The organism is Methylosinus trichosporium OB3b, assembly GCF_002752655.1.
Classification (GTDB): domain Bacteria; phylum Pseudomonadota; class Alphaproteobacteria; order Rhizobiales; family Beijerinckiaceae; genus Methylosinus; species Methylosinus trichosporium.
In genome coordinates, this window is record NZ_CP023737.1 from 3,585,005 (window position 1) to 3,606,398 (window position 21,394).

24 protein-coding genes are annotated in these 21,394 nt (G+C 65.9%); 12 read left to right on the top strand and 12 right to left on the bottom strand.

Features of this window, described 5'->3' with window-relative positions; genetic code table 11:
• Positions 1 to 17: 17 nt before the first annotated feature.
• The 4 genes from CQW49_RS17095 to soxR all read right to left on the bottom strand — a co-directional run bounded on the left by CQW49_RS17095 (position 18) and on the right by soxR (position 3,583).
• A complete protein-coding gene (locus tag CQW49_RS17095; RefSeq protein ID WP_051418668.1) occupies positions 18 to 752 on the bottom strand; it encodes a polysaccharide biosynthesis/export family protein in 735 nt (244 codons plus the stop codon).
• Positions 700 to 1,578: a tyrosine-protein phosphatase gene (locus CQW49_RS17100; RefSeq protein WP_003608502.1), complete on the bottom strand. Its 879-nt coding sequence runs from the start codon at positions 1,576 to 1,578 to the stop codon at positions 700 to 702. The genes CQW49_RS17095 and CQW49_RS17100 overlap by 53 nt, the downstream gene beginning before the upstream one ends.
• 233 nt (positions 1,579 to 1,811) lie before the next feature.
• Positions 1,812 to 2,816: a DUF2778 domain-containing protein gene (locus CQW49_RS17105; RefSeq protein WP_003608500.1), complete on the bottom strand. Its 1,005-nt coding sequence runs from the start codon at positions 2,814 to 2,816 to the stop codon at positions 1,812 to 1,814.
• A gap of 296 nt (positions 2,817 to 3,112) precedes the next feature.
• Complete coding sequence (gene soxR, locus CQW49_RS17110) at positions 3,113 to 3,583, bottom strand: redox-sensitive transcriptional activator SoxR (RefSeq protein ID WP_003608498.1); 471 nt, start codon at positions 3,581 to 3,583, stop codon at positions 3,113 to 3,115.
• 165 nt (positions 3,584 to 3,748) lie between these two features.
• Between soxR and CQW49_RS17115 the strand changes: the two genes are divergently transcribed.
• Positions 3,749 to 4,474: an SDR family oxidoreductase gene (locus CQW49_RS17115; RefSeq protein ID WP_003608497.1), complete on the top strand. Its 726-nt coding sequence runs from the start codon at positions 3,749 to 3,751 to the stop codon at positions 4,472 to 4,474.
• Positions 4,475 to 4,612: 138 nt separating this feature from the next.
• On the opposite strand, the gene lldD is transcribed toward CQW49_RS17115, so the two are convergent.
• Both lldD and hrcA read right to left on the bottom strand, forming a co-directional pair.
• The gene (gene lldD / locus CQW49_RS17120) at positions 4,613 to 5,743 is read right to left on the bottom strand and encodes an FMN-dependent L-lactate dehydrogenase LldD (RefSeq protein ID WP_003608495.1); all 1,131 of its coding nucleotides are present in this window, start codon (positions 5,741 to 5,743) and stop codon (positions 4,613 to 4,615) included.
• Between the two features lie 4 nt (positions 5,744 to 5,747).
• The gene (gene hrcA, locus CQW49_RS17125; protein ID WP_003608494.1) at positions 5,748 to 6,848 is read right to left on the bottom strand and encodes a heat-inducible transcriptional repressor HrcA; all 1,101 of its coding nucleotides are present in this window, start codon (positions 6,846 to 6,848) and stop codon (positions 5,748 to 5,750) included.
• A 92-nt stretch (positions 6,849 to 6,940) separates the two neighbouring features.
• Here hrcA and CQW49_RS17130 point away from each other — a divergent pair, with 92 nt between their 5' ends.
• Complete coding sequence (locus tag CQW49_RS17130; protein WP_003608493.1) at positions 6,941 to 7,804, top strand: ABC transporter permease; 864 nt, start codon at positions 6,941 to 6,943, stop codon at positions 7,802 to 7,804.
• Positions 7,794 to 8,534: an ABC transporter ATP-binding protein gene (locus tag CQW49_RS17135; protein WP_003608492.1), complete on the top strand. Its 741-nt coding sequence runs from the start codon at positions 7,794 to 7,796 to the stop codon at positions 8,532 to 8,534. Before CQW49_RS17130 ends, CQW49_RS17135 begins: the two co-directional genes overlap by 11 nt.
• 203 nt (positions 8,535 to 8,737) lie before the next feature.
• Here the strand turns inward: CQW49_RS17135 and CQW49_RS17140 are convergent, their stop codons facing one another.
• Together CQW49_RS17140 and CQW49_RS17145 are read right to left on the bottom strand one after the other, a co-directional pair.
• Positions 8,738 to 9,490 (bottom strand): hypothetical protein, encoded by a 753-nt coding sequence (locus CQW49_RS17140; RefSeq protein WP_003608491.1) that lies wholly within the window; start codon positions 9,488 to 9,490, stop codon positions 8,738 to 8,740.
• A gap of 70 nt (positions 9,491 to 9,560) precedes the next feature.
• On the bottom strand, positions 9,561 to 9,932 hold the full coding sequence (locus CQW49_RS17145; protein ID WP_003608490.1) for a Rieske (2Fe-2S) protein: 372 nt from the start codon (positions 9,930 to 9,932) through the stop codon (positions 9,561 to 9,563).
• A gap of 527 nt (positions 9,933 to 10,459) precedes the next feature.
• Between CQW49_RS17145 and CQW49_RS17150 the strand changes: the two genes are divergently transcribed.
• From CQW49_RS17150 to CQW49_RS17160, 3 genes are read left to right on the top strand one after another with little or no spacing between them, the layout of a single operon-like run.
• Complete coding sequence (locus CQW49_RS17150; RefSeq protein ID WP_003608488.1) at positions 10,460 to 10,765, top strand: helix-turn-helix domain-containing protein; 306 nt, start codon at positions 10,460 to 10,462, stop codon at positions 10,763 to 10,765.
• 40 nt (positions 10,766 to 10,805) lie between these two features.
• Positions 10,806 to 12,773 (top strand): squalene--hopene cyclase, encoded by a 1,968-nt coding sequence (shc, locus tag CQW49_RS17155; RefSeq protein WP_003608487.1) that lies wholly within the window; start codon positions 10,806 to 10,808, stop codon positions 12,771 to 12,773.
• Positions 12,774 to 12,780: 7 nt separating this feature from the next.
• Positions 12,781 to 13,491, top strand: a complete 711-nt coding sequence (locus tag CQW49_RS17160; RefSeq protein ID WP_024749560.1) for a phosphorylase — start codon at positions 12,781 to 12,783, stop codon at positions 13,489 to 13,491.
• Here the strand turns inward: CQW49_RS17160 and hpnH are convergent.
• Entirely contained in the window at positions 13,432 to 14,583 is a 1,152-nt protein-coding gene (gene hpnH, locus CQW49_RS17165; RefSeq protein WP_003608483.1) for an adenosyl-hopene transferase HpnH, read from the bottom strand. The two genes, CQW49_RS17160 and hpnH, sit on opposite strands and share 60 nt — an antisense overlap.
• Positions 14,584 to 14,762: 179 nt before the next feature.
• On the opposite strand from hpnH, the gene CQW49_RS17170 reads away from it, so the two are divergent.
• The 6 genes from CQW49_RS17170 (at position 14,763) to CQW49_RS17195 (ending at position 19,651) form a co-directional block, all read left to right on the top strand.
• Positions 14,763 to 15,005, top strand: a complete 243-nt coding sequence (locus CQW49_RS17170; RefSeq protein ID WP_024749559.1) for a hypothetical protein — start codon at positions 14,763 to 14,765, stop codon at positions 15,003 to 15,005.
• Positions 15,006 to 15,286: 281 nt separating this feature from the next.
• A complete protein-coding gene (locus CQW49_RS17175; protein ID WP_003608479.1) occupies positions 15,287 to 15,925 on the top strand; it encodes a phosphoribosylanthranilate isomerase in 639 nt (212 codons plus the stop codon).
• A 76-nt stretch (positions 15,926 to 16,001) separates the two neighbouring features.
• Positions 16,002 to 16,442, top strand: coding sequence for a DUF29 domain-containing protein (locus tag CQW49_RS17180; protein ID WP_003608477.1), 441 nt, complete (start codon positions 16,002 to 16,004; stop codon positions 16,440 to 16,442).
• 80 nt (positions 16,443 to 16,522) lie between these two features.
• Positions 16,523 to 17,770 carry a tryptophan synthase subunit beta gene (trpB, locus tag CQW49_RS17185; RefSeq protein ID WP_003608475.1) on the top strand — a complete coding sequence of 416 codons (1,248 nt, stop codon included), beginning with the start codon at positions 16,523 to 16,525 and terminating at the stop codon, positions 17,768 to 17,770.
• A 124-nt stretch (positions 17,771 to 17,894) separates the two neighbouring features.
• Entirely contained in the window at positions 17,895 to 19,157 is a 1,263-nt protein-coding gene (locus CQW49_RS17190; RefSeq protein ID WP_003608473.1) for a cation:proton antiporter, read from the top strand.
• Between the two features lie 116 nt (positions 19,158 to 19,273).
• Positions 19,274 to 19,651, top strand: coding sequence for a hypothetical protein (locus CQW49_RS17195; protein ID WP_003608471.1), 378 nt, complete (start codon positions 19,274 to 19,276; stop codon positions 19,649 to 19,651).
• Positions 19,652 to 19,744: 93 nt separating this feature from the next.
• Here the strand turns inward: CQW49_RS17195 and rpsR are convergent, their stop codons facing one another.
• The 3 genes from rpsR to CQW49_RS17210 form a co-directional block, all read right to left on the bottom strand.
• Positions 19,745 to 19,981 carry a 30S ribosomal protein S18 gene (gene rpsR, locus CQW49_RS17200; protein ID WP_003608469.1) on the bottom strand — a complete coding sequence of 79 codons (237 nt, stop codon included), beginning with the start codon at positions 19,979 to 19,981 and terminating at the stop codon, positions 19,745 to 19,747.
• Positions 19,981 to 20,421: a 30S ribosomal protein S6 gene (gene rpsF / locus CQW49_RS17205; protein ID WP_003608467.1), complete on the bottom strand. Its 441-nt coding sequence runs from the start codon at positions 20,419 to 20,421 to the stop codon at positions 19,981 to 19,983. Before rpsF ends, rpsR begins: the two co-directional genes overlap by 1 nt.
• A 218-nt stretch (positions 20,422 to 20,639) precedes the next feature.
• Positions 20,640 to 21,362 (bottom strand): DUF1614 domain-containing protein, encoded by a 723-nt coding sequence (locus CQW49_RS17210; protein ID WP_003608466.1) that lies wholly within the window; start codon positions 21,360 to 21,362, stop codon positions 20,640 to 20,642.
• Between the last annotated feature and the right edge of the window lie 32 nt (positions 21,363 to 21,394).

Below are 21,394 nucleotides of genomic sequence, written 5' to 3' on the forward strand. Positions count from 1 at the left end.
CGGCGGCCCAGGGGCCGCTACCAAACCGATGGACGGAAGCTGGCGAGAGCCGGCGTAATGCGCAGGAACGAGTTCAGCGCGACCTTGCCCGACGAAGTCGGCACGACGATCACGTCGCCGTCCTCGATCGCCGGATCCGGCGCGTGCCCGTCGCGGATCGCATCCATATCGAACTCGGCGGCGATGCGCTGACCGTTGTGGTTGCGAAACACCATCACCTGGCTCGACGCCACGTCACGATCCAGCCCTTCGGCGAGCGCGCACACCTGCAGCAGCGAATATTTGCCGCGCAGGGGCAGCACGCCGGGCCGCTTGACCGCTCCTTCGATGGTCACGCGCTGGCTGTTGAACTCCTTCACATAGACCGACACTTGCGGCGATTTGAGAAAGGTCGCGCCGAGCTTGGCCGTGAGCTCGCGCTCCACCTGCTGCGCGGTCTTGCCGGCGACCGGAAACTCGCCGACGAGCGGCAGATTGATCGAGCCCGTGTCCGCCACCTGCACGGCGCGCGTGAGCTCCGGCACCTTGAACACGACGATCTCGATCACATCCTGCGGGCCGATCTTATAGGCCGTGTTGCCGGGCGTCGCGGCGGCGACGAAGCTGCCGACCGAATTCGCGAGCTGCGCGGTTTCGGCGGAAGCGGGCTCGGCGGCCTGTGTCGATCCGGTGAAATCCGCGCTGATCACGCGGCCGCGATCATCGAAAGATTGCTCGCATCCGGCCGAGAAAATCGCGCCAGCCGTCGCCATCGCCATGATCCGTCTCGACCTGATGTCCATTTCCGCCCCCATTGTTTCGCATCGAGCGCGCATTCGCATTCGCGGCCGTGACAGTCGCGCGCGAGGGCGCCGGCAACCGCGAGGGCGGCTCGTTCGCCAGAATCATTCGTGGCCGGCCGAGCACCAGAGCCGAGGCCTCCTCCTCGCCGACGCGTTGCGCCGCCGCCTCGAAGCCGGCGCCGAGATTGGGACGCCGCCGGCCGACGCCATGCGCATCCGAGGCGAGAATATGCGCTCGTCCTTCGTCCAGCATGCGTTCCGCCCAATAACGCGGCGCGCGTCCGAAGCCGCCGAGCAGCGCGCCGGCGGTGAGCTGCATGAGCACGCCGCTCTGAAACAGCTTCTCGATCGACGCATAATGCGAGGCGATCCAGGACAGGCGCTCCGGATGCGTCAAGATCGGAACATAGCCGGCGAGCAGAAGGCTGAAGAAGGAGTCGACGAGGCGCAGCGGCGCCACGTGATGCGGCGGCTCGACGAGCACATAGCGCGTGTCGGCGATCGACAGCACGCGCCCGGACCGCAGTCCTTCGACGAGATCGGGCGCGATATGCACATCGGCGCCGGCGACGAGCGTCAGCGGAATATCCGCGTCGTCGAGATGGCGTTGCAGCGTGCGCGTCGCGAGGCGAATCTCCGGGCCGGTGTTATGATAGAGGCCGGGAAGAATATGCGGCGTGCAGGCTTGAATCGTGACGCCGTCCGCGACCGCCATGCGCGCCATCTCCAGCGCCGTCGCGAGATCGGGAGCGCCGTCGTCGACGCCGGGCAAGAAATGCGAATGAAGATCGATCATCGGCTCTGGGCGATTGCAAAGGAATAAACCAACGACACCGCGCGAAACGCGCGCACAGCGAGAGACGCCGCCGTATCATTCGTTTCCTCCCTTCGCCGCGCCAAGTCCATACGGGATTATACGCCTCGCCGCCGCGCGCGCCCGATCGCGAGACTGAAAATGCAGCGGCGGCGAGGATGCATCGCATCCTCGCCGCCGGTCGTTGCGAACAGATTTTCGAGAGCGGACGGCGCTCAGTCGAGCTTGGCGACGACGACGAGCCTCTTGATGTCGCCCTTGTCGAACGCGCGCAGGAAGGCGGCGTAATTCCGGAACGAGACGCAGCCGTTGGAATCGCCGCGCGGGCCGAGCATATAAGTGTGGGCGAGCAGGCCGACGCGGCCGAAGATGTTGCCCTCGCCGCCGACCGGCGTCAGCCGGATCGCGCGCACGCCATGGAACGGCTTCTCGCGCAGCGTGAGTTCATAGATATGCGGCGGCGTCACGCCGCGCATGCGCACATGGGCGAAGCGCGGATCGTCGAATTTGTCGCCGAGGCCCGAATGCGCCTCGAGCCGCGTGCCATCCGGGAGATAGACCGTATGGCCGGCGATGTCGTAGACGGCGGTGCCCTCCTCATAGCGCAGCGCCGGATTGGCGCTGGCGCGCCAGGCGTCGGAGAGGCGCGTGTCGGAGGGCGCATAGGCGAGCGCGGAAGTCGTCGGCTGCAGCGCGCCGAAGAATTTCTCGAACAGCGAGCGATTGTCGGCGGGCGCCGGCGAGAGCGCGGTCTTTCTCGCCGCGACGCCGCGGGCCGGCGCACGAAATCCCTCGCGCCCGAGAGGAAAGGCGAATTCGCTCGGACGGCGCGGCGGCAGCGGCGCCGTCTGCTGGGCGAGCGGCGGGCTCGGCTGCGCCGCTTCGGTCCGCTCCTCGCGCGCATCGGCGTCGTCGGCGGGAGAGGTCGCGCCGCTGCGCGCTTCGGTCGGCGCGATCGACGCGATCACGATCTCGGACTCCGCCATAGCGGAGGCCATGCGCGAGCGCAGATCGACGAGCAGGGCTCCGAAGGGGTTGAACGCCGCTCGGACGGCGATCTGCTCCGCCTCCGGGTCGAGGCGCGGGCCGTCGCTCAGGCAGATCATCGCGCCAGAGACGGCGGCTCCGGTGAGGAGGATGGCCGAAAAGACGATTCTGCGGGAAAAGGCGCGGCGGCTTGCGGTAGAGAGCTCGTTGTTGTCGCCGGTCGTCTGAGTCATTCACCCCCACTTTCGGAGCATTGTCCGTAACGCACGCTATTTCGACGCTATTTCAGCATCGAGTGACTGGAGATTCGTCTCACGAGGTCAACCACACACTCGCGGACACGGCACGATAGGTAGAATGAATTTGCAATTAGGCGCTTTTTTGACGCTTATTTGTTTGTTTTCCAATCCAGAGCTTCACCATTACCGTGAGCGAGAATGTCGCGAGAAGGTAAACGGATCGGAAACATCGCCGCGTCGGCACGAAAAATTCCGTCCCACTTCGCAAAGGTCGCTCAGTTCTCATATCGCTAATCATTCGCGTCTCGGACGCCATCGCACTTCAATAATACTGCTCCCTGGCCGTCAGCGCCGAGTCGGTCGGAGGGATTGCGTAGCGGGCAGTCCTCCAAGGACAGGCAGCCGCATCCGATGCAGCCGTCCAGTCTGTCGCGGAGGAGAGTCAGTCCGTCGATCCGCGCCTGCAAAGCCCGCCGCCAATTGACGATCATGTCTTTGACATCGGCGGCCGTCGGCTGTTTTCCGGCGGGAACGGGCTTCAGAAGGTCGACGATTTCCGCAAGGGGGACGCCGAGGCGCTGCGCGACGCGAATAATGGCGATTCTCCGCAGAATGTCGCGCGAGAAACGTCGCTGGTTGCCGCGGCTGCGGATCGACGCGATCAGCCCCTTCGCCTCATAGAAATGAAGCGTCGAGATCGCGACGCCGCTTCGTTGCGCGACCTCTCCCACCGACAGCATCTGGATTCGCTTGGTGTTCATGGAGAGCGTTCTCCCTCTTGACCTCAACCTAACTCGAGGTTTTATACGAAGTGTCGGCTTGTCTGTGCAAGCTCTTCGGCCGCGTGCGGCCGAAGTGTCTCTCAGGGTTGACGCTCGTGGCTGTTCTGCAGACGGGCGCGCCTGTGACTTTCAGGGACGGACAAAATGGAAACGAATAAGACTTTTGCCTTGGTCAGCGGCGCCAATCGCGGAATCGGACTTGCGATTGCGACTGGCCTCGCGCGCCGAGGAGTAGATGTTCTGCTCGGATGTCGCGATCTCGGGCGGGGCGAAGCCGCTTGCGCCACCTTGCAGAAAGAAGGGTTGAATGTGCGGCCGGTGCAGTTGGACGCCACGGATGACGCCAGCGTTTCCGCGCTCGCTCTGCTGATTGCGCAAGATCACGGCCGCCTGGACATTCTGGTGAATAATGCCGGCATCGGCCTGGACCACGATGCGTCGCTGTCGACGACCGAACGAATGCGACGGACGCTGGAGGTCAATGTCGTCGGGGTCGCCCGATTGACGGAAGCGATGACGCCGCTGCTGGCGCGCTCGAAGCGACCGCGAATCGTCAATGTCTCGTCCGAGCTGAGTTCGTTCGGGCTACGCTCCAAGCCGGATTGGATTTACGCAAATTTCGCGATGCCGACCTATCAGGCGTCAAAGGCTGCGCTGAATTCTCTGACGCTCAGCTATGCTCGGCTGTTGAAGGACAAGGGCGCCAAGGTCAATGCGATTTGCCCCGGTTATACGGCGACGGAGGCGACCAATTTCATGGGCACGCGGACTCCGGACCAAGCGGCGGTGATCGCGATCAAATTCGCGCTGCTCGAGGACGATGGGCCGACCGGCGTCTTCGTCAACGAGGCAGGCGAATTGCCCTGGTGACGCCGATCGGTCGATGATCCTCTGATCCGTGACGGTTCCAACGGATAACTCTCGCGCCGGCCGCTTCGATGAAGGCGAGTGAAGAACGCTGGCCAGGCGGAGGCGCGCGAGCCGAACCATTGAGGGAACCGCCTGCGCTCAGGCGAGGATCGAACGGTCGACCGCGGCGATCGAGGGCGCGCCGGTCAGGACCATCGCGGTGCGCAGCTCCTTGGCGAGCAGGTCGAGCATCGTCTCGACGCCGCCGCGTCCGCCGGCGGCGAGCGCGAAAGCCGCGGCGCGTCCGAGCATCACGCCCTTCGCGCCGAGCGCCAGCATGCGCAGGACGTCGAGACCGGATCGCACGCCCGAATCGGCGAGCACGGTGAGCGCGTCGCCGACGGCGTCGGCGATCGGCGGAAGCGCCTTCGCCGTCGACAATGCGCCATCGAGCTGGCGTCCGCCATGATTGGAGACGACGATTCCGTCCGCGCCGAAACGCGCGGCGTCGCGCGCGTCCTCGACGTCCAATATGCCTTTGAGGATCATCGGGCCGGGCCAGAACTCGCGGACCCATTCGATGTCCCGCCAGCCGATGGTCGGATCGATATTGCGGCCGAGCCAGCCGATGTAATCGAGGAGGCCCGTGCGCTTGCCGAGATATTTGGAGATATTGCCGAGATCGTGCGGGCGGCCCATGAGGCCGACGTCATAGGCCCAGGCGGGCCGCCCCGCCGCCTGCAGCAGCCGCCGCGTGCGCACGAACGGCCCGGAGAGGCCCGAATGCGCGTCGCGATAGCGTGAGCCATGAACCGGCAGATCGACCGTGAACACCAGCGTCTCGACGCCTGCCGCCCGCGCCCGCTCCAGCATATGGCGCATGAAGCCGCGGTCCTTCAGCACATAGAGCTGGAACCAGATCGGCCGCGGGCAGGCGGCCGCGACCTCCTCGAGCGGGCAGATCGACACGGTCGAGAGGGTGAAAGGAATGTTGCGCGCCATGGCCGCCGCGGCGGACTGCGCTTCGCCGCGGCGCGCCGCCATTCCCGCGAGGCCGACCGGCGCGAGAATGACCGGCAGATCGGCGGGGCGGCCGAAGAACTCCGTTCCGAGCGCGACCTCGGGGAGGCTGCGCAGCACGCGCTGGCGCAGCCGCACGGCGCGCAGATCATCGAGATTGGCGCGCAATGTCGTCTCGTCATTGGCGCCGCCATCGATGTAATCGAACAGGAAGCGCGGCAATTTTTTTCGCGCGGCCTCGCGGAAGTCGGCGGCGCAGGAAATGATCATCGGCTCAGCCGCCGCCGGCGACGACGCGCGCCACCACTTTGGCCGTATAATCCACCATGGGTACGATGCGCGCGTAATTGAGCCGCGTCGGGCCGATGACGCCGAGCGCGCCGACGATGCGCTTATTGCCGTCGCGCAGCGGCGCGGCGATCATCGACGAGCCGGAGAGCGAGAACAGCCGGTTCTCCGAGCCGATGAAGATGCGCACGCCCTCGCCGGTCTCGGCCCGCTCCAGCAGATCGATGACCTCGGTCTTGGTCTCGAGATCGGCGAACAGCAGGCGGATGCGGTCGAGATCGGCCATTGCGGTCAAATCCTCGAGCAGATTGGCCTGGCCGCGCACGATGAGCTGGCGATGCTCGGCGCCGGATCCGCCCCAGCTCGCCAGTCCGGCCTCGACGAGCCGCGCCGTCAGCGCGTCGAGCTCGCTCTGCGCCGCCTTGCGCGCCGCCTCGATCTCGCTGCGCAGATCGAGAAGAGTGCGTCCGCGAATGCGCGCGTTGAGATAATTGGCCGCCTCGACCAATGAGGACGCCGGCAGGTCGCGCGGCACCTGCAGCACGCGATTTTCCACCGAGCCGTCCTCGCCGACCAGAATGGCGAGCGCCCGCTCCGGCTCGAGGCGGACGAACTCGATCTGCTTCAGCCGCGCATTGTCCTTGCTGGTGACCACCACGGCGGCGCCGCGGGTCAGTCCGGAGAGCAGGCTGGTCGCCTCGGCCAGCACGCCCTCGAGGTCGTGGTCCTTGGAAGCCGCCTCGACCTGCGCCTCGATCTGCGCGCGCTCGCTCTCCTCCATATCGCCGATCTGCAGCAGCGAATCGACGAAGAACCGCAAGCCGAGCTCGGTCGGCATACGGCCGGCGCTGGTGTGAGGGGCGTAGACGAGGCCCAATTCCTCGAGATCCTGCATCACATTGCGGACCGAGGCCGGCGACAAGGCCATCGGCAGCAGGCGAGACAGCTGGCGCGAGCCGACGGGATCGCCGCTCGCGAGGTAAGTGTCGACGATCTGGCGGAAAATCTCGCGCGGACGCTCGCCGAGATTGGCGAAGCCGCTGCTGCCCGGCGGAAGCGGCGCGAGAGGGTGTCCCATGCGGATCATGACGAGAGAATGGCGCCTCGGCGGCGCGGGTCAAGCCTCCTCTTGGCCCTGCGTGTCGGCGACCGTTGACATGAGCGGCCGCGAACTGGTCTATGCGGTCCGGCGCCGTCGCTATCCATAGGAGCCCTGACCTGCAGTCGCTCGCCCCGACATCCCTTTCCGCCGCCGTCGCCCCCATCGAGCGCGCCTGGCATCACCGGGAGCTGATCCGCGCCGTCGTGCGCCGGGAGCTGACGGTGAGATTCCGCGGCTCGGTGCTCGGGCCGCTGTGGGCGGTGCTCGCGCCGCTCATCATGCTGCTCACCTATACGGTGCTGTTCTCGATCACCGTGCCGCAGCTCTCCCAGGGCATCAGCACGACGAGCTACGCATCCGGCATCTTCATCGGGCTCATCGTCTTCAATCTGTTCAGCGAGCTCGCCTATCGGGCGCCGGGCCTGCTGCACGAGCATGTGACCTTCGTCAAGAAGTCGATCTTCCCCAGCGAGACCATCGCCTGGGTGGCGACGATCCGCGCCTTCGTCTATGGCGGCGTGAGCTTTGCAGTCTATATGGCCTTCCGCCTCGCCACCGCGCATGAGCTGCCCTGGACCATTTTGTTCACGCCGCTGCTGGTGCTGCCCTTCGCCTGCTTCATGATGGGCGTCGTCTGGTTCCTGATGGCGCTCGGCGCCTTCACGCGCGACGTCGCCCATATCATGGTGTCGGTGGTGCCGGTGCTGATGTTCGCGACGCCGATCTTCTACCGTCTCGCGCAAATGCCCCCCAATCTCTCCATGTGGCTGCGCTTCAATCTGGTCGGGGACTATATCGAGATGCTGCGTGGCGTCGCGCTCGACGGCGTGCTGCCGCATCCTCTCGCCTATATCGCGCTGGTCGTCGTCTCCTATGCCGTGTTCATCTTCGGCTACCAATTCTTCATGCGCTACAAATCGGTGATCGTCGATGTCATCTGAGACCATCATCCGCTGCGAAGGCGTCGGCAAGGCCTTCCAGCTCTATCTCCACCGCAACGACCAGCTCAAGCAGGTGCTGTTCGGCCTGTGGCGAAAGTTCTACAAGGAGCATTGGGTGCTCCATGATATCGGCTTCACCATCGGCAAGGGCGAGAAGGTCGGCATCATCGGCCGCAACGGCGCCGGCAAGACGACGCTGCTGCAGATCCTCTGCGGCATCACGCGGCCGACGCGCGGCTCATTCGAGGTGAAGGGACGCGTCGCGCCGATCCTCGCGCTCGGCTCGGGCTTCGACGGCCTGTTGACCGGGCGCGAGAACGCCATGATTGGCGGCGCCATTCTCGGCTTGAAGCGCAAGGAGGTGGAGAAGCGCCTTCCGGCGATCGCCGCATTCGCCGACATCGGCCCGTTCTTCGATCAGCCGATGCGGCTCTATTCGAGCGGCATGCTGGCGCGCGTCGCCTTCGCCATCTGCGCCAACGCCGACGCCGATATTCTCATCGTCGACGAGGCGCTGTCGGTCGGCGACGAGCTGTTTCAGGCCAAATGCGAGGCCTTCATCGCCGATTTCGCCAAGAGGGGGACGATCCTCGTCGTCTCCCATGATCTGCACTTCCTCTCCAATCTCTGCGACCGGGTCATCTGGATCGATAACGGATCGGTGCGCGCGGTCGGCGCGCCGGAGGATGTGATCCCGGAATATAAGGAAGTGGTGCTCGCGGCGGCGTGACGCCGCGTGTCCGCCTGCCGCGACCTTCGCGTGGCGTCCCGTCGCGCGCGGTAGGACGAGTGGCTTGCGTCAGAGGCGGGGAAGGGCGAGCCCCCATAGATCTTCAGGCTCGCTCTTCTAGCATCGGCTGGCCGCCGCGCGAAGGCTGGCGACGACGGCCGAGGCGGCCGTCGTCTGCTTACAAATCGCGCTCGGCGCCGTCCTCAGTTGCGGCGCGCCAGCGAGCGCAGGAAGCCTTCCATATCCTCGGTCAGCTCCTGATCGATGGCCGGCGCCAATTTGAGCAGCAGATTGGCGACGAATGCCTGATCATTGCGCTTTTCCTCGAGCACCTCGCGCAGCACCGGGACATTGTCCTCGATATGGGTGAGGAAGGAGATGCCCTTCTCCAGCGTGTCGGTCCAGCGCTCGCGGCTCCAGATCGCGAGCGGATACATGATCTCGTGCACGAAATTGGATTTGCGCGCCTGCTCGAAGAAGCGGATGCCGGAGTTCCAATTCTCCTTGGCGCGCAGCGGCGGCGGCGGAATGTCGCCGAGCAGCATCTTCTTGCCGGCGGCGCCGACATGATCCTCGAGGCTGATGGGCGGGTCCATCGGCGTGCGGAAGCTCCACAAGGAGGTCGCGCCGGGGAAGTCCTTGCCCATGCTCTCGACGAGCGCGGCCTCGACCTTGTCCGTCGCGGCCTTGTCGCCCTTGAGCGCCGCGGTCATGAAGAAGGCGAACAGCGCGTCGCCGCCGTAATTGACCGCCGCGGAGCCCTTCAGCTGCTGCGGGGTGAGCTTGGGGGTCACGCCGTCGGCGGGAACCGTGACATCGCCGGCGCGCAGCGCGGTGATGAAGGTGGTGATCTCCAGCCAGCCCATGTAATTGGCGATGAAGGCGTCGGGGTCCACATAGACGATCGCCAGATTGAGGGGCTGCTTGCGCTTCTGCAGTTCCGCCATGTCGGTCATGAATTGATCCTCACTGTCCTCTCTTGTCCCGGCGCCCGCGCCAGTCCGTCTCTCGCCCGGGCGCCCTTCGTCACTCGTCCGCCAGCATCACCCCGGTGATGCAGAGATCCCCGTCGTCGACGACGAGCGAGAGAGGCGTCAGCTTCGCGCCCTGGCAGGGGCCGATGAAGCAATGGCCCGTGTCGATGTCGAATTGCGCGCGATGCCGGCCGCAGGTGAGAAAATTGCCGTCCTCGTCGAGGAACACGCCCTGCTGGGTGTCGAGGCGCATGTTCTCGTGCGGGCAGGAATTCTCGAAGCCGTAGAAATTGTTGCCCTTGCGGGTGATGAGGATCGGCCAGGCCTTGCTGTCGCCATTGTCGTAGGCGCGCATCAGGACGAAGCCATGGGCTTGGCCGTCCTCGATGTGGCTTGTTCGACAAATCACGAAAAGATCGTCCATCGGCTTGACCCCTTTCCAACAATCGCCGCGTCGCGACACAGAGGCGGCGGACTCTGGAAAGGTTTTAGCAAGGGATGAGCCAGCCGCCGGAGCGCTTGACGATATAGGAAGATCACTATATTGGAGGTCGTCCCGAATAGGGGGCTCGATATGGACCACTCGGCGACCGATCGGAGAGAAATCCAGGCGAAGGTCGGCTCGGTCGCGCTCCGGGCCGATGCGACGTTCGAGCGGATCGCGCGACACATGCGGCATATTCGATGGATGCTCGCGCTCACGCTCCTCTTGCAACTGCTCATGTCGATGAAGCTCTGCTGAGCGATTCGAAGGGCGATCGGGTGCATGAAACAGCCTGTCGCCCTCGTCCCGAGGAGCCTGCGAAGCGGGCGTCTCGAAGGATGGTCACGGGCGAGATGCTCGTCAATTCAGCCCCGGGCCGTCCTTCGCGAAGCTTGGTGCGGCGGCTCCTCAGGACGAGGGTCGGGGATTTTCCCTCACCCGATCGCCCGCGACCCGGACAGAGGACGATGACAGGGGCAGAGCAACGAGAAACGCATGAGCCTGCGCGTCAGAGCGACGACGGCGCGCTCAAGGCGCAGCTCGTCGGCAAGATCGGCCGCCTCATCAAAGAGCGCGGCCTCAAGCAAGTGGAGGCGGCCTGCCTGTTCGGCGTCAAGCAGCCGGACGTCTCCAAAATGCTGCGCGGAGACTTCCGGCAATTCTCGGTCGAGCGGCTGCTGCGTTTTCTCGTCGCGCTCGGCCAGGATGTCGAGATCGTGGTCAAGCCGTCGAGCGGCGCCGAGGCGCCGAGCCTGCGCGTCGCGCGGCTGTGACCCGATGAATTTATACGCAAGATCGGATGAAAGGATCGACATGACCGCGACTGCGCTGGCCGCCGAGACGCCCTCATTCTCCGCCGACACGCTCGACGCGAGCATAGCGAGGGCCGCGCGGGCGCTGACGGCGCTCGGCGCGGCGGACGGCCATTGGTGCTTCGAGCTGGAGGCGGACGCCACCATCCCCGCCGAATATGTGCTGATGCGCCATTATCGCGACGAGCCGATCGATCGCGTCATCGAGGGCAAGATCGGCAATTATCTGCGCCGCATCCAGGGCGCGCATGGCGGCTGGCCGCTGTTCCACGCCGGCGCCTTCGACATGAGCGCCAGCGTGAAGGCCTATTTTGCGCTCAAGATGATCGGCGACGACATCGACGCGCCGCATATGGCGCGCGCGCGCGAGGCGATTCTCGCGCATGGCGGCGCGGCGCGCAGCAATGTGTTCACGCGCGCGCTGCTGGCGCTCTATGGGCAGGTTCCCTGGCGCGCCGTGCCGGCGATGCCGGTTGAGATCATGCTGCTGCCGAAATGGTTCCCGTTCCACATCGACAAGATCTCGTATTGGGGCCGCACCGTGCTCGTGCCGCTCCTGGTGCTGCAGAGCCTGAAGCCGCAGGCGGTCAATCGGCTCGGCGTGCATATTCGCGAGCTGTTCACGACGCCGCCCGAGGCGGTGAAGGAATGGCCGAAGGGCGCGCATCAGCATCCGGCGCTCATCGCCGTCTTCGGCGCCGTCGACAAGCTGCTACGCGCCGCCGAGCCCTATTTTCCCAAGGGCCTGCGCGCCCGCGCCATCAAGGCGGCGGAAGCCTTCGTGACCACGCGGCTCAATGGCTTCGACGGGCTCGGCGCCATCTTCCCGGCCATGGTCAACAGCCTCGAAATGTATGACGTGCTCGGCGTTCCCGCCGATGACGAGCGCGTGAAGCTCGCGCGCGAATCGATCGAGCGTCTGCTGGTGATCAAGGACGACGAGGCCTATTGCCAGCCCTGCGTCTCGCCGGTGTGGGACACGGCGCTCGCCTGCCATGCGCTGCTCGAGGTCGGCGGCGCGGAGAATGAGGCGCGCGTGCGCGCGGGGCTCGAATGGCTCGCGCCGCTGCAGGTGCTCGACGTGAAGGGCGACTGGGCCGCGCAGCGGCCCGATCTGCGTCCCGGCGGCTGGGCCTTCCAATACGCCAACGCCTATTATCCCGATGTCGACGACACCGCCGTCGTCGTGACGGCGATGGACCGAGCGCATCGCGGCGGCCCGCAGCCCTATGACGAGGCCATCGCCCGCGCGCGCGAATGGATCGAAGGGATGCAGAGCCGCAACGGCGCATGGGGCGCCTTCGACGCGGATAATGAATATTATTACCTCAACCACATCCCCTTCGCCGATCATGGGGCGCTGCTCGATCCTCCGACCGCCGACGTCTCGGCGCGCTGCGTCTCCATGCTGGCCCAGCTCGGCGACAGGCCGGAGACGAGCCCGCGGCTGAAGGCCGGCGTCGATTATCTGCTCGCCGAGCAAATGCCGGACGGCAGCTGGTTCGGCCGCTGGGGGATGAACTATATCTACGGCACATGGTCGACGCTCTGCGCGCTGAACGCCGCGGGCGTGCGCCCGGAGCATCGCGCCATGCGGCGCGCGGTCGACTGGCTCGTCGCCATTCAGAACGAGGACGGCGGCTGGGGAGAGGATGGCGACAGCTACAAGCTCGACTATCGCGGCTATGAGAAGGCGCCGAGCACAGCGTCGCAAACGGCTTGGGCCGTGCTCGCGCTGATGGCGGCGGGAGAGGTCGACCATCTCGCCGTGGCGCGCGGGATCGCCTATCTCCAGGCGCGGCAGGCCGAGGACGGCCTGTGGACGGAGGAGCTCTTCACCGCGACCGGCTTCCCCCGCGTGTTCTATCTGCGCTATCACGGCTACGCGAAATTCTTCCCGCTATGGGCGCTCGCGCGCTACCGCAACCTGCAGAGAGGCAATAGCAAAATTGTCCAGACCGGCCTCTAGACGCCGCTTGGACGGCCATGACGACGAGGAGCCGCCGCGCTTTCTCATCATCACCGGGCTGCTCAGCGAACGCGCTTGCGCCGAGGGCGAGGGACTGGTGCCGATCTGCAGCGGCGCCGACACCGAAGGCCTGCGCGCGGCGCTGGAGCGCACGCAAGGCTTCGCCCTCGCCGGCGTCGTCAGCTTCGGCATAGCGGGCGGGCTCGACCCGGCGCTGCATCCGGGCGATGTGGTCGTCGGCGGCGCCGTGGTCGCCGACGGCGAGCGCTATGACACCAGCGCGGAGCTCTCGGCCATATTGAGCGAGGGGCTCGCCGCGGCTGGCGGCAAGATCGTCTGCGGCGCCATCGTCGGCGTCGAGGCGCCCGTGCTCGATCCCGCCGCCAAAGCCTCGTTGCGGGCGAAGACCGGCGCCGTCGCCGTCGATATGGAGTCGCATATAGCGGCGGATTTCGCGGCGCGCCGGCGGCTGCCGCTCGCCGTGGTGCGCGTCATCAATGATCCGGCGGCGCGCGCGCTGCCGCCTTTGGCGCAGAGCGCGGTGACGCCGGATGGCGGCGTCGATCTGCGCGCCGTGTTTCGTGATCTCGCCCGCGAGCCGGGTCAGATCGGCGACCTCATTCTCGCGGGGATGGATTTTCGTAAATCCTCGGCGACGCTAGGCCGCTGTGGGCGTCTTCTCGGACCGCTTCTGAGCCTCGGCCTCCCGGAGCTCTGAGAGCGTCGCCACATTGGCGTCGAACACATATTGCGCCGGCCGCTGCTTATCGAGCGGGATGTCGGGCGCGAAATCGCCCTCGGTGCGCACGCCGCGCAGGGCGACCCAGGCGGCTTTCCACGGACGCACGACGGCGTCCTGCACGGCGGTCGCCTCGAACCCGCAATGCACCATGCAGTCGGCGCATTTCTCGTAATTGCCGACGCCATAGGAGTCCCAGTCGGTCTCCTCCATCAGCTGCTCGAAGGTCGGGACATAGCCCTCGCCGACGAGATAGCAGGGCCGCTGCCAGCCGAACACGGTGCGCGCCGGATTGCCCCAGGGCGTGCAATGATAGGTCTGATTGCCGGCGAGAAAGTCGAGGAACAGCGTCGACTGCACGAAGGACCAGGCCTTGCCGCCGCGACCACGGCGCAGAATGTCGCGGAACAGCTCCTTGGTGCGCGCGCGATTGAGGAAGTGAGTCTTGTTCGGCGCGCGCTCATAGGCATAGCCCGGCGACACGGTCATGCCGTCGACGCCGAGGCGCTTCGCCTCGTCGAAGAAATCGGCGACGCGCTCGGGATCGGCGTCCTGGAAAAAGGTGCTGTTGATGGTGACGCGGAAGCCTTTCGACTTCGCCAGAGCGATCGCCTCGACCGCGCGCTTGTAGACGCCCTTCTGGCTCACGGCGCGATCGTGCATCTCTTCGTCGCCGTCGAGATGGATCGACCAGGTGAAATAGGGGCTCGGCTCATATTGATCGATCTTCTTGGCGAGCAGCAGCGCATTGGTGCAGACGATGGCGAATTTCTTGCGCGCCATGATGCCTTGCACGATCTGCGGCAGCTCCTTGTGCAGCAGCGGCTCGCCGCCGGCGATGACGACGACCGGCGCGCCGCATTCGTCCACCGAGGCGAGGCTGTCCGCGGCCGAAAGGCGCTTGTCGAGGATATGATCCGGATAGTCGATCTTGCCGCAGCCGGCGCAGGCGAGATTGCAGCGGAACAAGGGCTCCAGCATCAGAACGAGCGGATAGCGCTTCCGGCCGGCGAGATGCTGGCGAAGGATGTAGCCGCCGATCGACCAGATATAGCGGAACGGGATGGACAAGAACGCTGTTCCTTCTCAGGCTGCCGCGCCGAGGGCGTCGTTCGCGCCGCTAGCTGGAACAGCGCGACGCATCGCGAACCGAGCGCGATCAAAGTCTTCGTCTAACACGAAAGCACGGCGGCGCAAACCGGCGTCGGGAACCCCACGGCGAAGGGCCGCGCGGCTGGACCCCTCGCAGAGTGGAAACTGGCGGTTTCGCCGCGGGCGCGCCGCGCAATTATCGACTTCGGCCGAAGTCGAACGGCCTGGAGCGAAAAACAACCGGGCCGAGCGTCGTGTCGTCGAACGCTCGGTCCGACATCGAGCGGGAGGAACGCATGGCGCTGCAAGTTCACACCGGCGGCGATCTGGGCAACACTATTTTCTGGATCTCGGCCGCAGTCGCGTTCGTCGCCATCATGCTGTCGAAGGGGCCGGCGTGACTCACGCCCGCCAGCGCCGACGTCACGAGCGGCTTTTCGCCAATCTCGTCGTCGGGCGCGACGACACGTCGCAGCTGGACCCGGCGATCTTGCGAAATTGGTGGTTTTTCTGACACTCAGACCGGATATCACTCCGACGCTCCATCATGCTCCTTCCGGACGCATCATGTGGCGATCCGAATGACTTGGCCTCGCCGGCTTCGGCCGCGCGAGGCTTTTTTCGGCTTCGCTCCGGCGATAGAAGGGCTGCTCAGCGACCCCTCGCGCCGCGGGAGACGAGCATGTCCGATATCCGCATCAAAATCTGCGGCTTGTCCACTCTGCCGACGCTGGAGGCGACGATCGCGGCCGGCGCCGACATGGCGGGCTTCGTGTTTTTCGCGAAGAGTCCGCGCCATATCTCGCTGGAGACGGCGCGCGCGCTCGGCCGCGCGGCGCAGGGGCGCATTCGCAAGGTCGCGCTCAGCGTCGACGCCTCTAACGCCGATCTCGACGCCATGGTCGATGCGCTGGCGCCGGATCTGCTGCAATTGCATGGGCGCGAAACGCCGGAGCGCGTCGGAGCGGTGAAGGCCCGCTTCGGCCTGCCGGTGATCAAAGCGATCGGCGTCGCGACCGCGGCCGATGTGGCGGCGGCGGCGGCCTATCTCGGCGCCGCCGATATCCTTCTCTTCGACGCCAAGCCGGCGCCGGGCGCCGCCGTCCCCGGCGGGGCGGGCCTTGCCTTCGACTGGACGGCGCTGCGCGGCCATGCGGGCGGCGAGTGGATGCTGTCGGGCGGGCTCGATCCCGACAATGTGGCCGAGGCTCTCGCGCTGACGCAGGCGCCGGCGGTCGACGTGTCCTCCGGCGTCGAGAGCGCGCGCGGCGTGAAGGACGAGGCCAAGATCGCCGCTTTCGTCGCGGCGGCGCGGCGGTGATTTCGACATGACGGGCGCGATATGAGAGGATGAAACTATTGCTGACGTGTGACTCTCGCGCGAGAGGGAGGCGGCGATGACGGGGTCTTACCTCTATGACAAAGACTTCTACGCCTGGGCGAAGGAGCAGGCCAATCTGTTGCGCGTCGGCGACCTCGCCCGCGCGGACATCGCACATATCGCCGAGGAGATCGAGAGCATGGGCCGGACCGAGAAGCGCGAGCTCGTCAGTCGGCTGACCGTGCTGCTGCTGCATCTGCTCAAATGGAGGCATCAGCCCGTCGGCCGAGGCAACTCCTCGCGCCTCTCCATCGCCAATTCCAGGGACGAGATCACCGACCATCTCGCGGACAATCCGAGCCTGAAATCCCTCCTCGTCCCGACGCTCGTCTCCGCCTATCGTTACGCGCGCCGCAAGGCGGCGGTCGAGACCAGTCTGGCGGAAGAGACGTTTCCAGAGACCTGTCCCTGGACCTTCGAGGAGATCATGGACGAGGGCTTCTGGCCGGAGGCGTGAGGTCCCAGCCCGCCCCGCTTTCATCGCGACGGCGGAGGGTCTAAGACAGCCGCGCAAACGAAGACCGGCGAGGACGCGCGATGAATCAGCAGGCTCCGAATTCCTTCCGCAACGGGCCGGACGAGAACGGCCGCTTCGGCCTGTTCGGCGGGCGGTTCGTCGCCGAGACCCTGATGCCGCTGATTCTCGATCTCGAGCGCGCCTATGGAGAGGCCAAGGCCGACCCCGCCTATCAGTCCGAGCTCGACAGCCTGCTGAAGCATTATGTCGGCCGGCCGAGCCCGCTCTATTACGCCGAGCGCATGACCGAGCATTTGCGCGGGTTGACCGCGGCGGTCGGCGGGGCAGGCGGCGCCAAAATCTATTTCAAGCGCGACGAGCTCAACCACACCGGCGCGCATAAGATCAACAATGTGCTCGGCCAGATTCTGCTCGCCCGCCGCATGGGCAAGAAGCGCATCATCGCCGAGACCGGCGCCGGCCAGCACGGCGTCGCCACCGCCACCGCCTGCGCGCGCTTCGGCCTCGAATGCGTCGTCTATATGGGCGCGGTCGATGTCGAGCGGCAGAAGCCCAATGTGTTTCGCATGAAGATGCTCGGCGCCGAGGTCCGCCCCGTGCAGGCCGGCGCGCGCACGCTGAAGGATGCGATGAACGAGGCGCTGCGCGACTGGGTGACCAATGTCGCCGACACTTTCTATTGCATCGGCACGGCGGCGGGCCCGCATCCCTATCCCGCCATGGTGCGCGATTTCCAATCGGTGATCGGCAATGAGGCCAAGGCGCAAATGCTGGAGGCGGAAGGGCGTCTGCCCGATTCGCTCGTCGCCTGCATCGGCGGCGGCTCCAACGCCATCGGCCTGTTTCACCCCTTCCTCGACGACGCGTCAGTGGAGATTTACGGCGTCGAGGCGGCGGGCCATGGGCTCGACGTCGAGAACGGCCATGCCGCCTCGCTCGCCGGCGGGCGGCCCGGCGTGCTGCATGGCAATCGCACCTATCTGCTGATGGACGACGACGGCCAGATTCTCGAAGGCCATTCGATCTCCGCCGGCCTCGATTATCCGGGCATTGGGCCGGAACATTCCTGGCTGCGCGACATCGGCCGCGTGACTTACCTATCGGCCACCGACAAGGAGGCGCTCGCGGCCTTCCAGCTCTGCTCCAAGCTCGAGGGAATCATCCCGGCGCTCGAGCCCTCGCATGCGCTCGCCAAGGTCATGCAGCTCGCGCCGCAAAAGCCGCAGGATCATCTAATGGTGATGAATCTGTGCGGCCGCGGCGACAAGGATATTTTCGCGGTGGCGGAGCATTTGGGCGGTATGTGAGCCGGCGGCTTCACCGGCGGGCCCGATTGCGCCGACGCCGTCTCGCGAGAATTGTCTCGGCGCAGGCGCGGGCGTAGCCTGCGTTCGGCGTCGCCGCGAGCGGCGCGCGAGGGGAGCTTCAAAAGTGCTGTCGATTTTCGAGCTCGCGACGATTCTGCTGACGCTTTCGGCCATCCTCGGATGGATCAACCGCAAATATCTGCCGACGCCGCATATGATCGGCCTTCTGCTGATGAGCGTCTTCGCCTCGCTCATTCTCCTCGCCATCGACCTCGCCCTTCCCGACAAGCATTTGTTCGAGGAGCTGACGGGAGGGCTGCGGCGGATCGATTTCGCCGATGTGGTGATGAATGGAATGCTGGCGTTTCTGCTGTTCGCCGGCTCTCTCCATGTCGATCTCGCCAAGCTGCGCAGCCGGGCGACGGCGGTCGCCGTGCTGGCGGTGTTCGGCACGCTGCTGTCCACCGTGATCGTCGGCGGCGCGATCTGGCAGGCCGGCCGTTTGATCGATCTCCAATTGCCGCTGGCCTGGGCCTTCGTCTTCGGCGCGCTGATCAGCCCGACCGATCCGGTCGCCGTCATGGGCACGTTGAAGAATGTCGACGTGCCGGCGAGCCTCGAGGTCGAGATGCAGGGCGAGTCGCTGTTCAACGACGGCGTCGGCGTCGTGCTCTACACGATCCTGCTGCTGTTCGCGACGGGGAACGGCGAGCATATGAGCGCCTCGTCCATCGGCGAGCTTCTGCTGCTGGAGATGGGCGGCAGCCTCGTGCTCGGCGTCGTGACCGGCTATGTCGGCTATCGGGCGATGCGGGCGATCGACGATTATCCGGTCGAGGTTCTCATCACGATCGCGCTCGTCATGTCGACCTATGCGCTGGCGCAGCGCCTCCATATGAGCGGACCGCTCGCGGTCGTCGCCGCCGGCCTGCTGATCGGCCATCGCGCGCCGCAGGATGCGATGAGCGAGCGCACCCAGAGCTATGTGTTCAGCCTCTGGACCTTGATCGACGAGATCCTCAACTCCGTGCTGTTCCTGCTGATCGGCCTCGAGGTGCTGCTCCTCGATTTCGATCCCCGCGCGTTGCTCCTCGCGGCCATCGCCATCCCGATCGTGCTCGGCGCGCGCTTGACGGCCGTCGGAGTTCCGGCGCTGCTGTGGCGGTCGAGCAAGCTCTTTTCGCTCCGCAATGTGCCGTTTCTCACCTGGGCTGGCGTGCGCGGCGGCATTTCCGTCGCTCTCGCCTTGTCGATTCCGGACGATCCGGCCAAATCGACGATCCTGGTCGCGACCTATGTGATCGTGCTGTTCAGCATCATCGTGCAGGGCTCGACGCTCGCCATGGTGGCGCGGCGAACCATAGCGACCGACGCGCCCGTCGGCTGAAGCGAGAGGCGACGCGGCGGCATGTCCGGCCGGCGCATTGCTCGCCTGATCTTCCGTTCTATGTGACGCCGGGATCGCTCGCGGCGCCTGTCGCGGGCTCGCAACGGAGATCGCACATGAGCGGCTGGATCATCGCGTTGATCGTCGCGACGATCGTTTTGATCGGGGTCCTCGTCTGGGCCATCGCGAGAGTCGTGGGCAAAGCGTCGAGATTGCTCGATTCGGTCACGCAGGTGACGAGCGGCCTGCATCGGCACGAGGTCGTCGAGAAGGTCGGCGTGGTGCTGAAGAAATTCGCCGACATCGAGGAAATCGCCAAGGACAAGCTCGGCGTCGATCAAAAACACGAGCTCGAGGAAATGAAAGCGGCGCTGGAGCAACTCAAGAACGCTATGGCGATGCGTCCCGGCGACAAGTCGCCGGGCGATCTGCGGCCGGGCGATTCGCGGCCGGCGATCGGCGGCGAGGAGCCTCGCGTGGTCAGCGCCGAATAGCCTCGCCCATAAACGAAAACGCAGAGCCCGAATGTGTCGAGCTCTGCGTCATCTCGTATTTTCGCGCCGACGCTCGCCGCGTCCGCGCGGCGATCAGCGGATCACATAAGGCAGCAGGCCGAGGAAGCGGGCGCGCTTGATGGCTTGCGCCAGCTCGCGCTGCTTCTTGGCCGAGACGGCGGTGATGCGCGAGGGCACGATCTTGCCGCGCTCGGAGATGTAGCGGGACAGCAGGCGCGTGTCCTTATAGTCGATCTTCGGCGCATTGGCGCCCGAGAAGGGGCAGCTCTTGCGGCGGCGGAAGAAAGGACGGCGGGCGGGCGTGGACATCAGAAGCTCTCCCCTTCGGCGCGAGGCTCGTCACGGCGGGGACGACGCTCGCCGCGGTCGCCACGATCGCCGCCACGGTCGGGACGCGGGCCGCGGCGGTCGCCGCGGTCGTCGTCGTCGCGCTTGCGCAGCTGCGCCGACGGGCCTTCCTCCAGCGCGTCGACGCGCAGCGTCAGGAAGCGCAGAACGTCCTCGCTGAGACCCTGCTGGCGCTCCACCTCGGCGAGGGCCGCCGGCGGCGCTTCGATGTTGAGCAGAGTGAAATGCGCCTTGCGGTTCTTCTTGATCCGATAGGCGAGCGATTTCACGCCCCAATATTCGGTCTTCGAGACCTTGCCGCCGAGCGAGGCGATGATGGTCTTGAACTGTCCCGTCAGAGCTTCCACCTGCTGCGGTGAAATATCCTGGCGGGCGAGATAGATATGCTCGTAGAGAGCCATATTCTTCGCCTTTCCGTTGTCGCGAGCCGCTCCGGCGCAGAGCCCTTCGAGCCTTGCGGAAAGGCTCGAGCGGGAAGTTCGAAGGCGGAGACACGGGAAGACGGGTTTTTCGCCCTGCCCCGACGCGAGCCGAGGCCTTCCGTTCAGCCCCCGGCCGGAAGCGTCGCGAAGCGCGCTTTATAGCGGCGCCGGCGCGAGATGCAAGGGCGCCCGCGCGCTCACGCGCCGGCCGGGACGTGACGGGGGCGTCCGCCGAGGGCGGACAGCAGAACCGCGATGATCCCGGCGAGAAAAACGCCGTCGAAGACGCCGGCGCCGCCGATCGACAGCACTGGCGCGCCGATGCCCTGAAGGCGGCCGAAGTTCAGAAGATCGGCGCCGATCAGCGTGCCGAGGCTGCCGCTCACATAGGCGAGCGGCGCCGCGAGCTCGCGGGACATGACGATCGCCACCGCGGCGGCGACGAGCGGCGGCGCGAAGATCGGCACGGCGATGCCGACTCCTTCCACCGGCCGCGCCAGCAGATGCACGACCGCGGCGACGATCGCCGTCGCCACCAGTCCGAGGCCCCATATGCGGTTGCGCGAGAGCAGATAGATCGACAGCGCCGCCGGAATGATCGCGCCGCCGATGTTGACGGCGATGATCGTGCCCGGCCAATCGGCCTCGATCGGCAATTCATAGCGCGAGCCGAAGAACTCGATGGCCTCGCGCGTGCGGACGGTCTCGTCCGGCAGCTGAGCCACGGGTATGTTCACATAGCTGCCGAGGAGGGAGCCGATCAGCGCCAGCATGGCGCCGCTCGGACTGAGCCCGATGCGCTGATAGGCGTAGCGCAGCAGGCCCAGCTGAATGAGAATGAAAAGGGCGATCAGCGCGCCGGCGAAGATCGCATAGGCGATCGGCGGCAGCGGGAAATAATGCAGATGACTGGCTTGCATGACCCGCCTCGCGAGAAAGGCGCCGCCGACGT

Coding starts and splice junctions, on each gene's coding strand:
- CQW49_RS17135 (WP_003608492.1), top strand. CDS start 7,794: ATGTCATCTGAGACCATCATCCGCTGCGAAGGCGTCGGCAAGGCCTTC.
- CQW49_RS17150 (WP_003608488.1), top strand. CDS start 10,460: ATGACAGGGGCAGAGCAACGAGAAACGCATGAGCCTGCGCGTCAGAGC.
- CQW49_RS17195 (WP_003608471.1), top strand. CDS start 19,274: ATGAGCGGCTGGATCATCGCGTTGATCGTCGCGACGATCGTTTTGATC.
- lldD (WP_003608495.1), bottom strand. CDS start 5,743: ATGATCATTTCCTGCGCCGCCGACTTCCGCGAGGCCGCGCGAAAAAAA.
- rpsF (WP_003608467.1), bottom strand. CDS start 20,421: ATGGCTCTCTACGAGCATATCTATCTCGCCCGCCAGGATATTTCACCG.
- rpsR (WP_003608469.1), bottom strand. CDS start 19,981: ATGTCCACGCCCGCCCGCCGTCCTTTCTTCCGCCGCCGCAAGAGCTGC.
- shc (WP_003608487.1), top strand. CDS start 10,806: ATGACCGCGACTGCGCTGGCCGCCGAGACGCCCTCATTCTCCGCCGAC.
- CQW49_RS17180 (WP_003608477.1), top strand. CDS start 16,002: ATGACGGGGTCTTACCTCTATGACAAAGACTTCTACGCCTGGGCGAAG.
- CQW49_RS17100 (WP_003608502.1), bottom strand. CDS start 1,578: ATGATCGATCTTCATTCGCATTTCTTGCCCGGCGTCGACGACGGCGCT.
- CQW49_RS17105 (WP_003608500.1), bottom strand. CDS start 2,816: ATGACTCAGACGACCGGCGACAACAACGAGCTCTCTACCGCAAGCCGC.
- CQW49_RS17210 (WP_003608466.1), bottom strand. CDS start 21,362: ATGCAAGCCAGTCATCTGCATTATTTCCCGCTGCCGCCGATCGCCTAT.
- CQW49_RS17140 (WP_003608491.1), bottom strand. CDS start 9,490: ATGACCGACATGGCGGAACTGCAGAAGCGCAAGCAGCCCCTCAATCTG.
- CQW49_RS17175 (WP_003608479.1), top strand. CDS start 15,287: ATGTCCGATATCCGCATCAAAATCTGCGGCTTGTCCACTCTGCCGACG.
- CQW49_RS17115 (WP_003608497.1), top strand. CDS start 3,749: ATGGAAACGAATAAGACTTTTGCCTTGGTCAGCGGCGCCAATCGCGGA.
- trpB (WP_003608475.1), top strand. CDS start 16,523: ATGAATCAGCAGGCTCCGAATTCCTTCCGCAACGGGCCGGACGAGAAC.
- soxR (WP_003608498.1), bottom strand. CDS start 3,583: ATGAACACCAAGCGAATCCAGATGCTGTCGGTGGGAGAGGTCGCGCAA.
- CQW49_RS17145 (WP_003608490.1), bottom strand. CDS start 9,932: ATGGACGATCTTTTCGTGATTTGTCGAACAAGCCACATCGAGGACGGC.
- CQW49_RS17095 (WP_051418668.1), bottom strand. CDS start 752: ATGGCGACGGCTGGCGCGATTTTCTCGGCCGGATGCGAGCAATCTTTC.
- CQW49_RS17130 (WP_003608493.1), top strand. CDS start 6,941: ATGCGGTCCGGCGCCGTCGCTATCCATAGGAGCCCTGACCTGCAGTCG.
- hrcA (WP_003608494.1), bottom strand. CDS start 6,848: ATGATCCGCATGGGACACCCTCTCGCGCCGCTTCCGCCGGGCAGCAGC.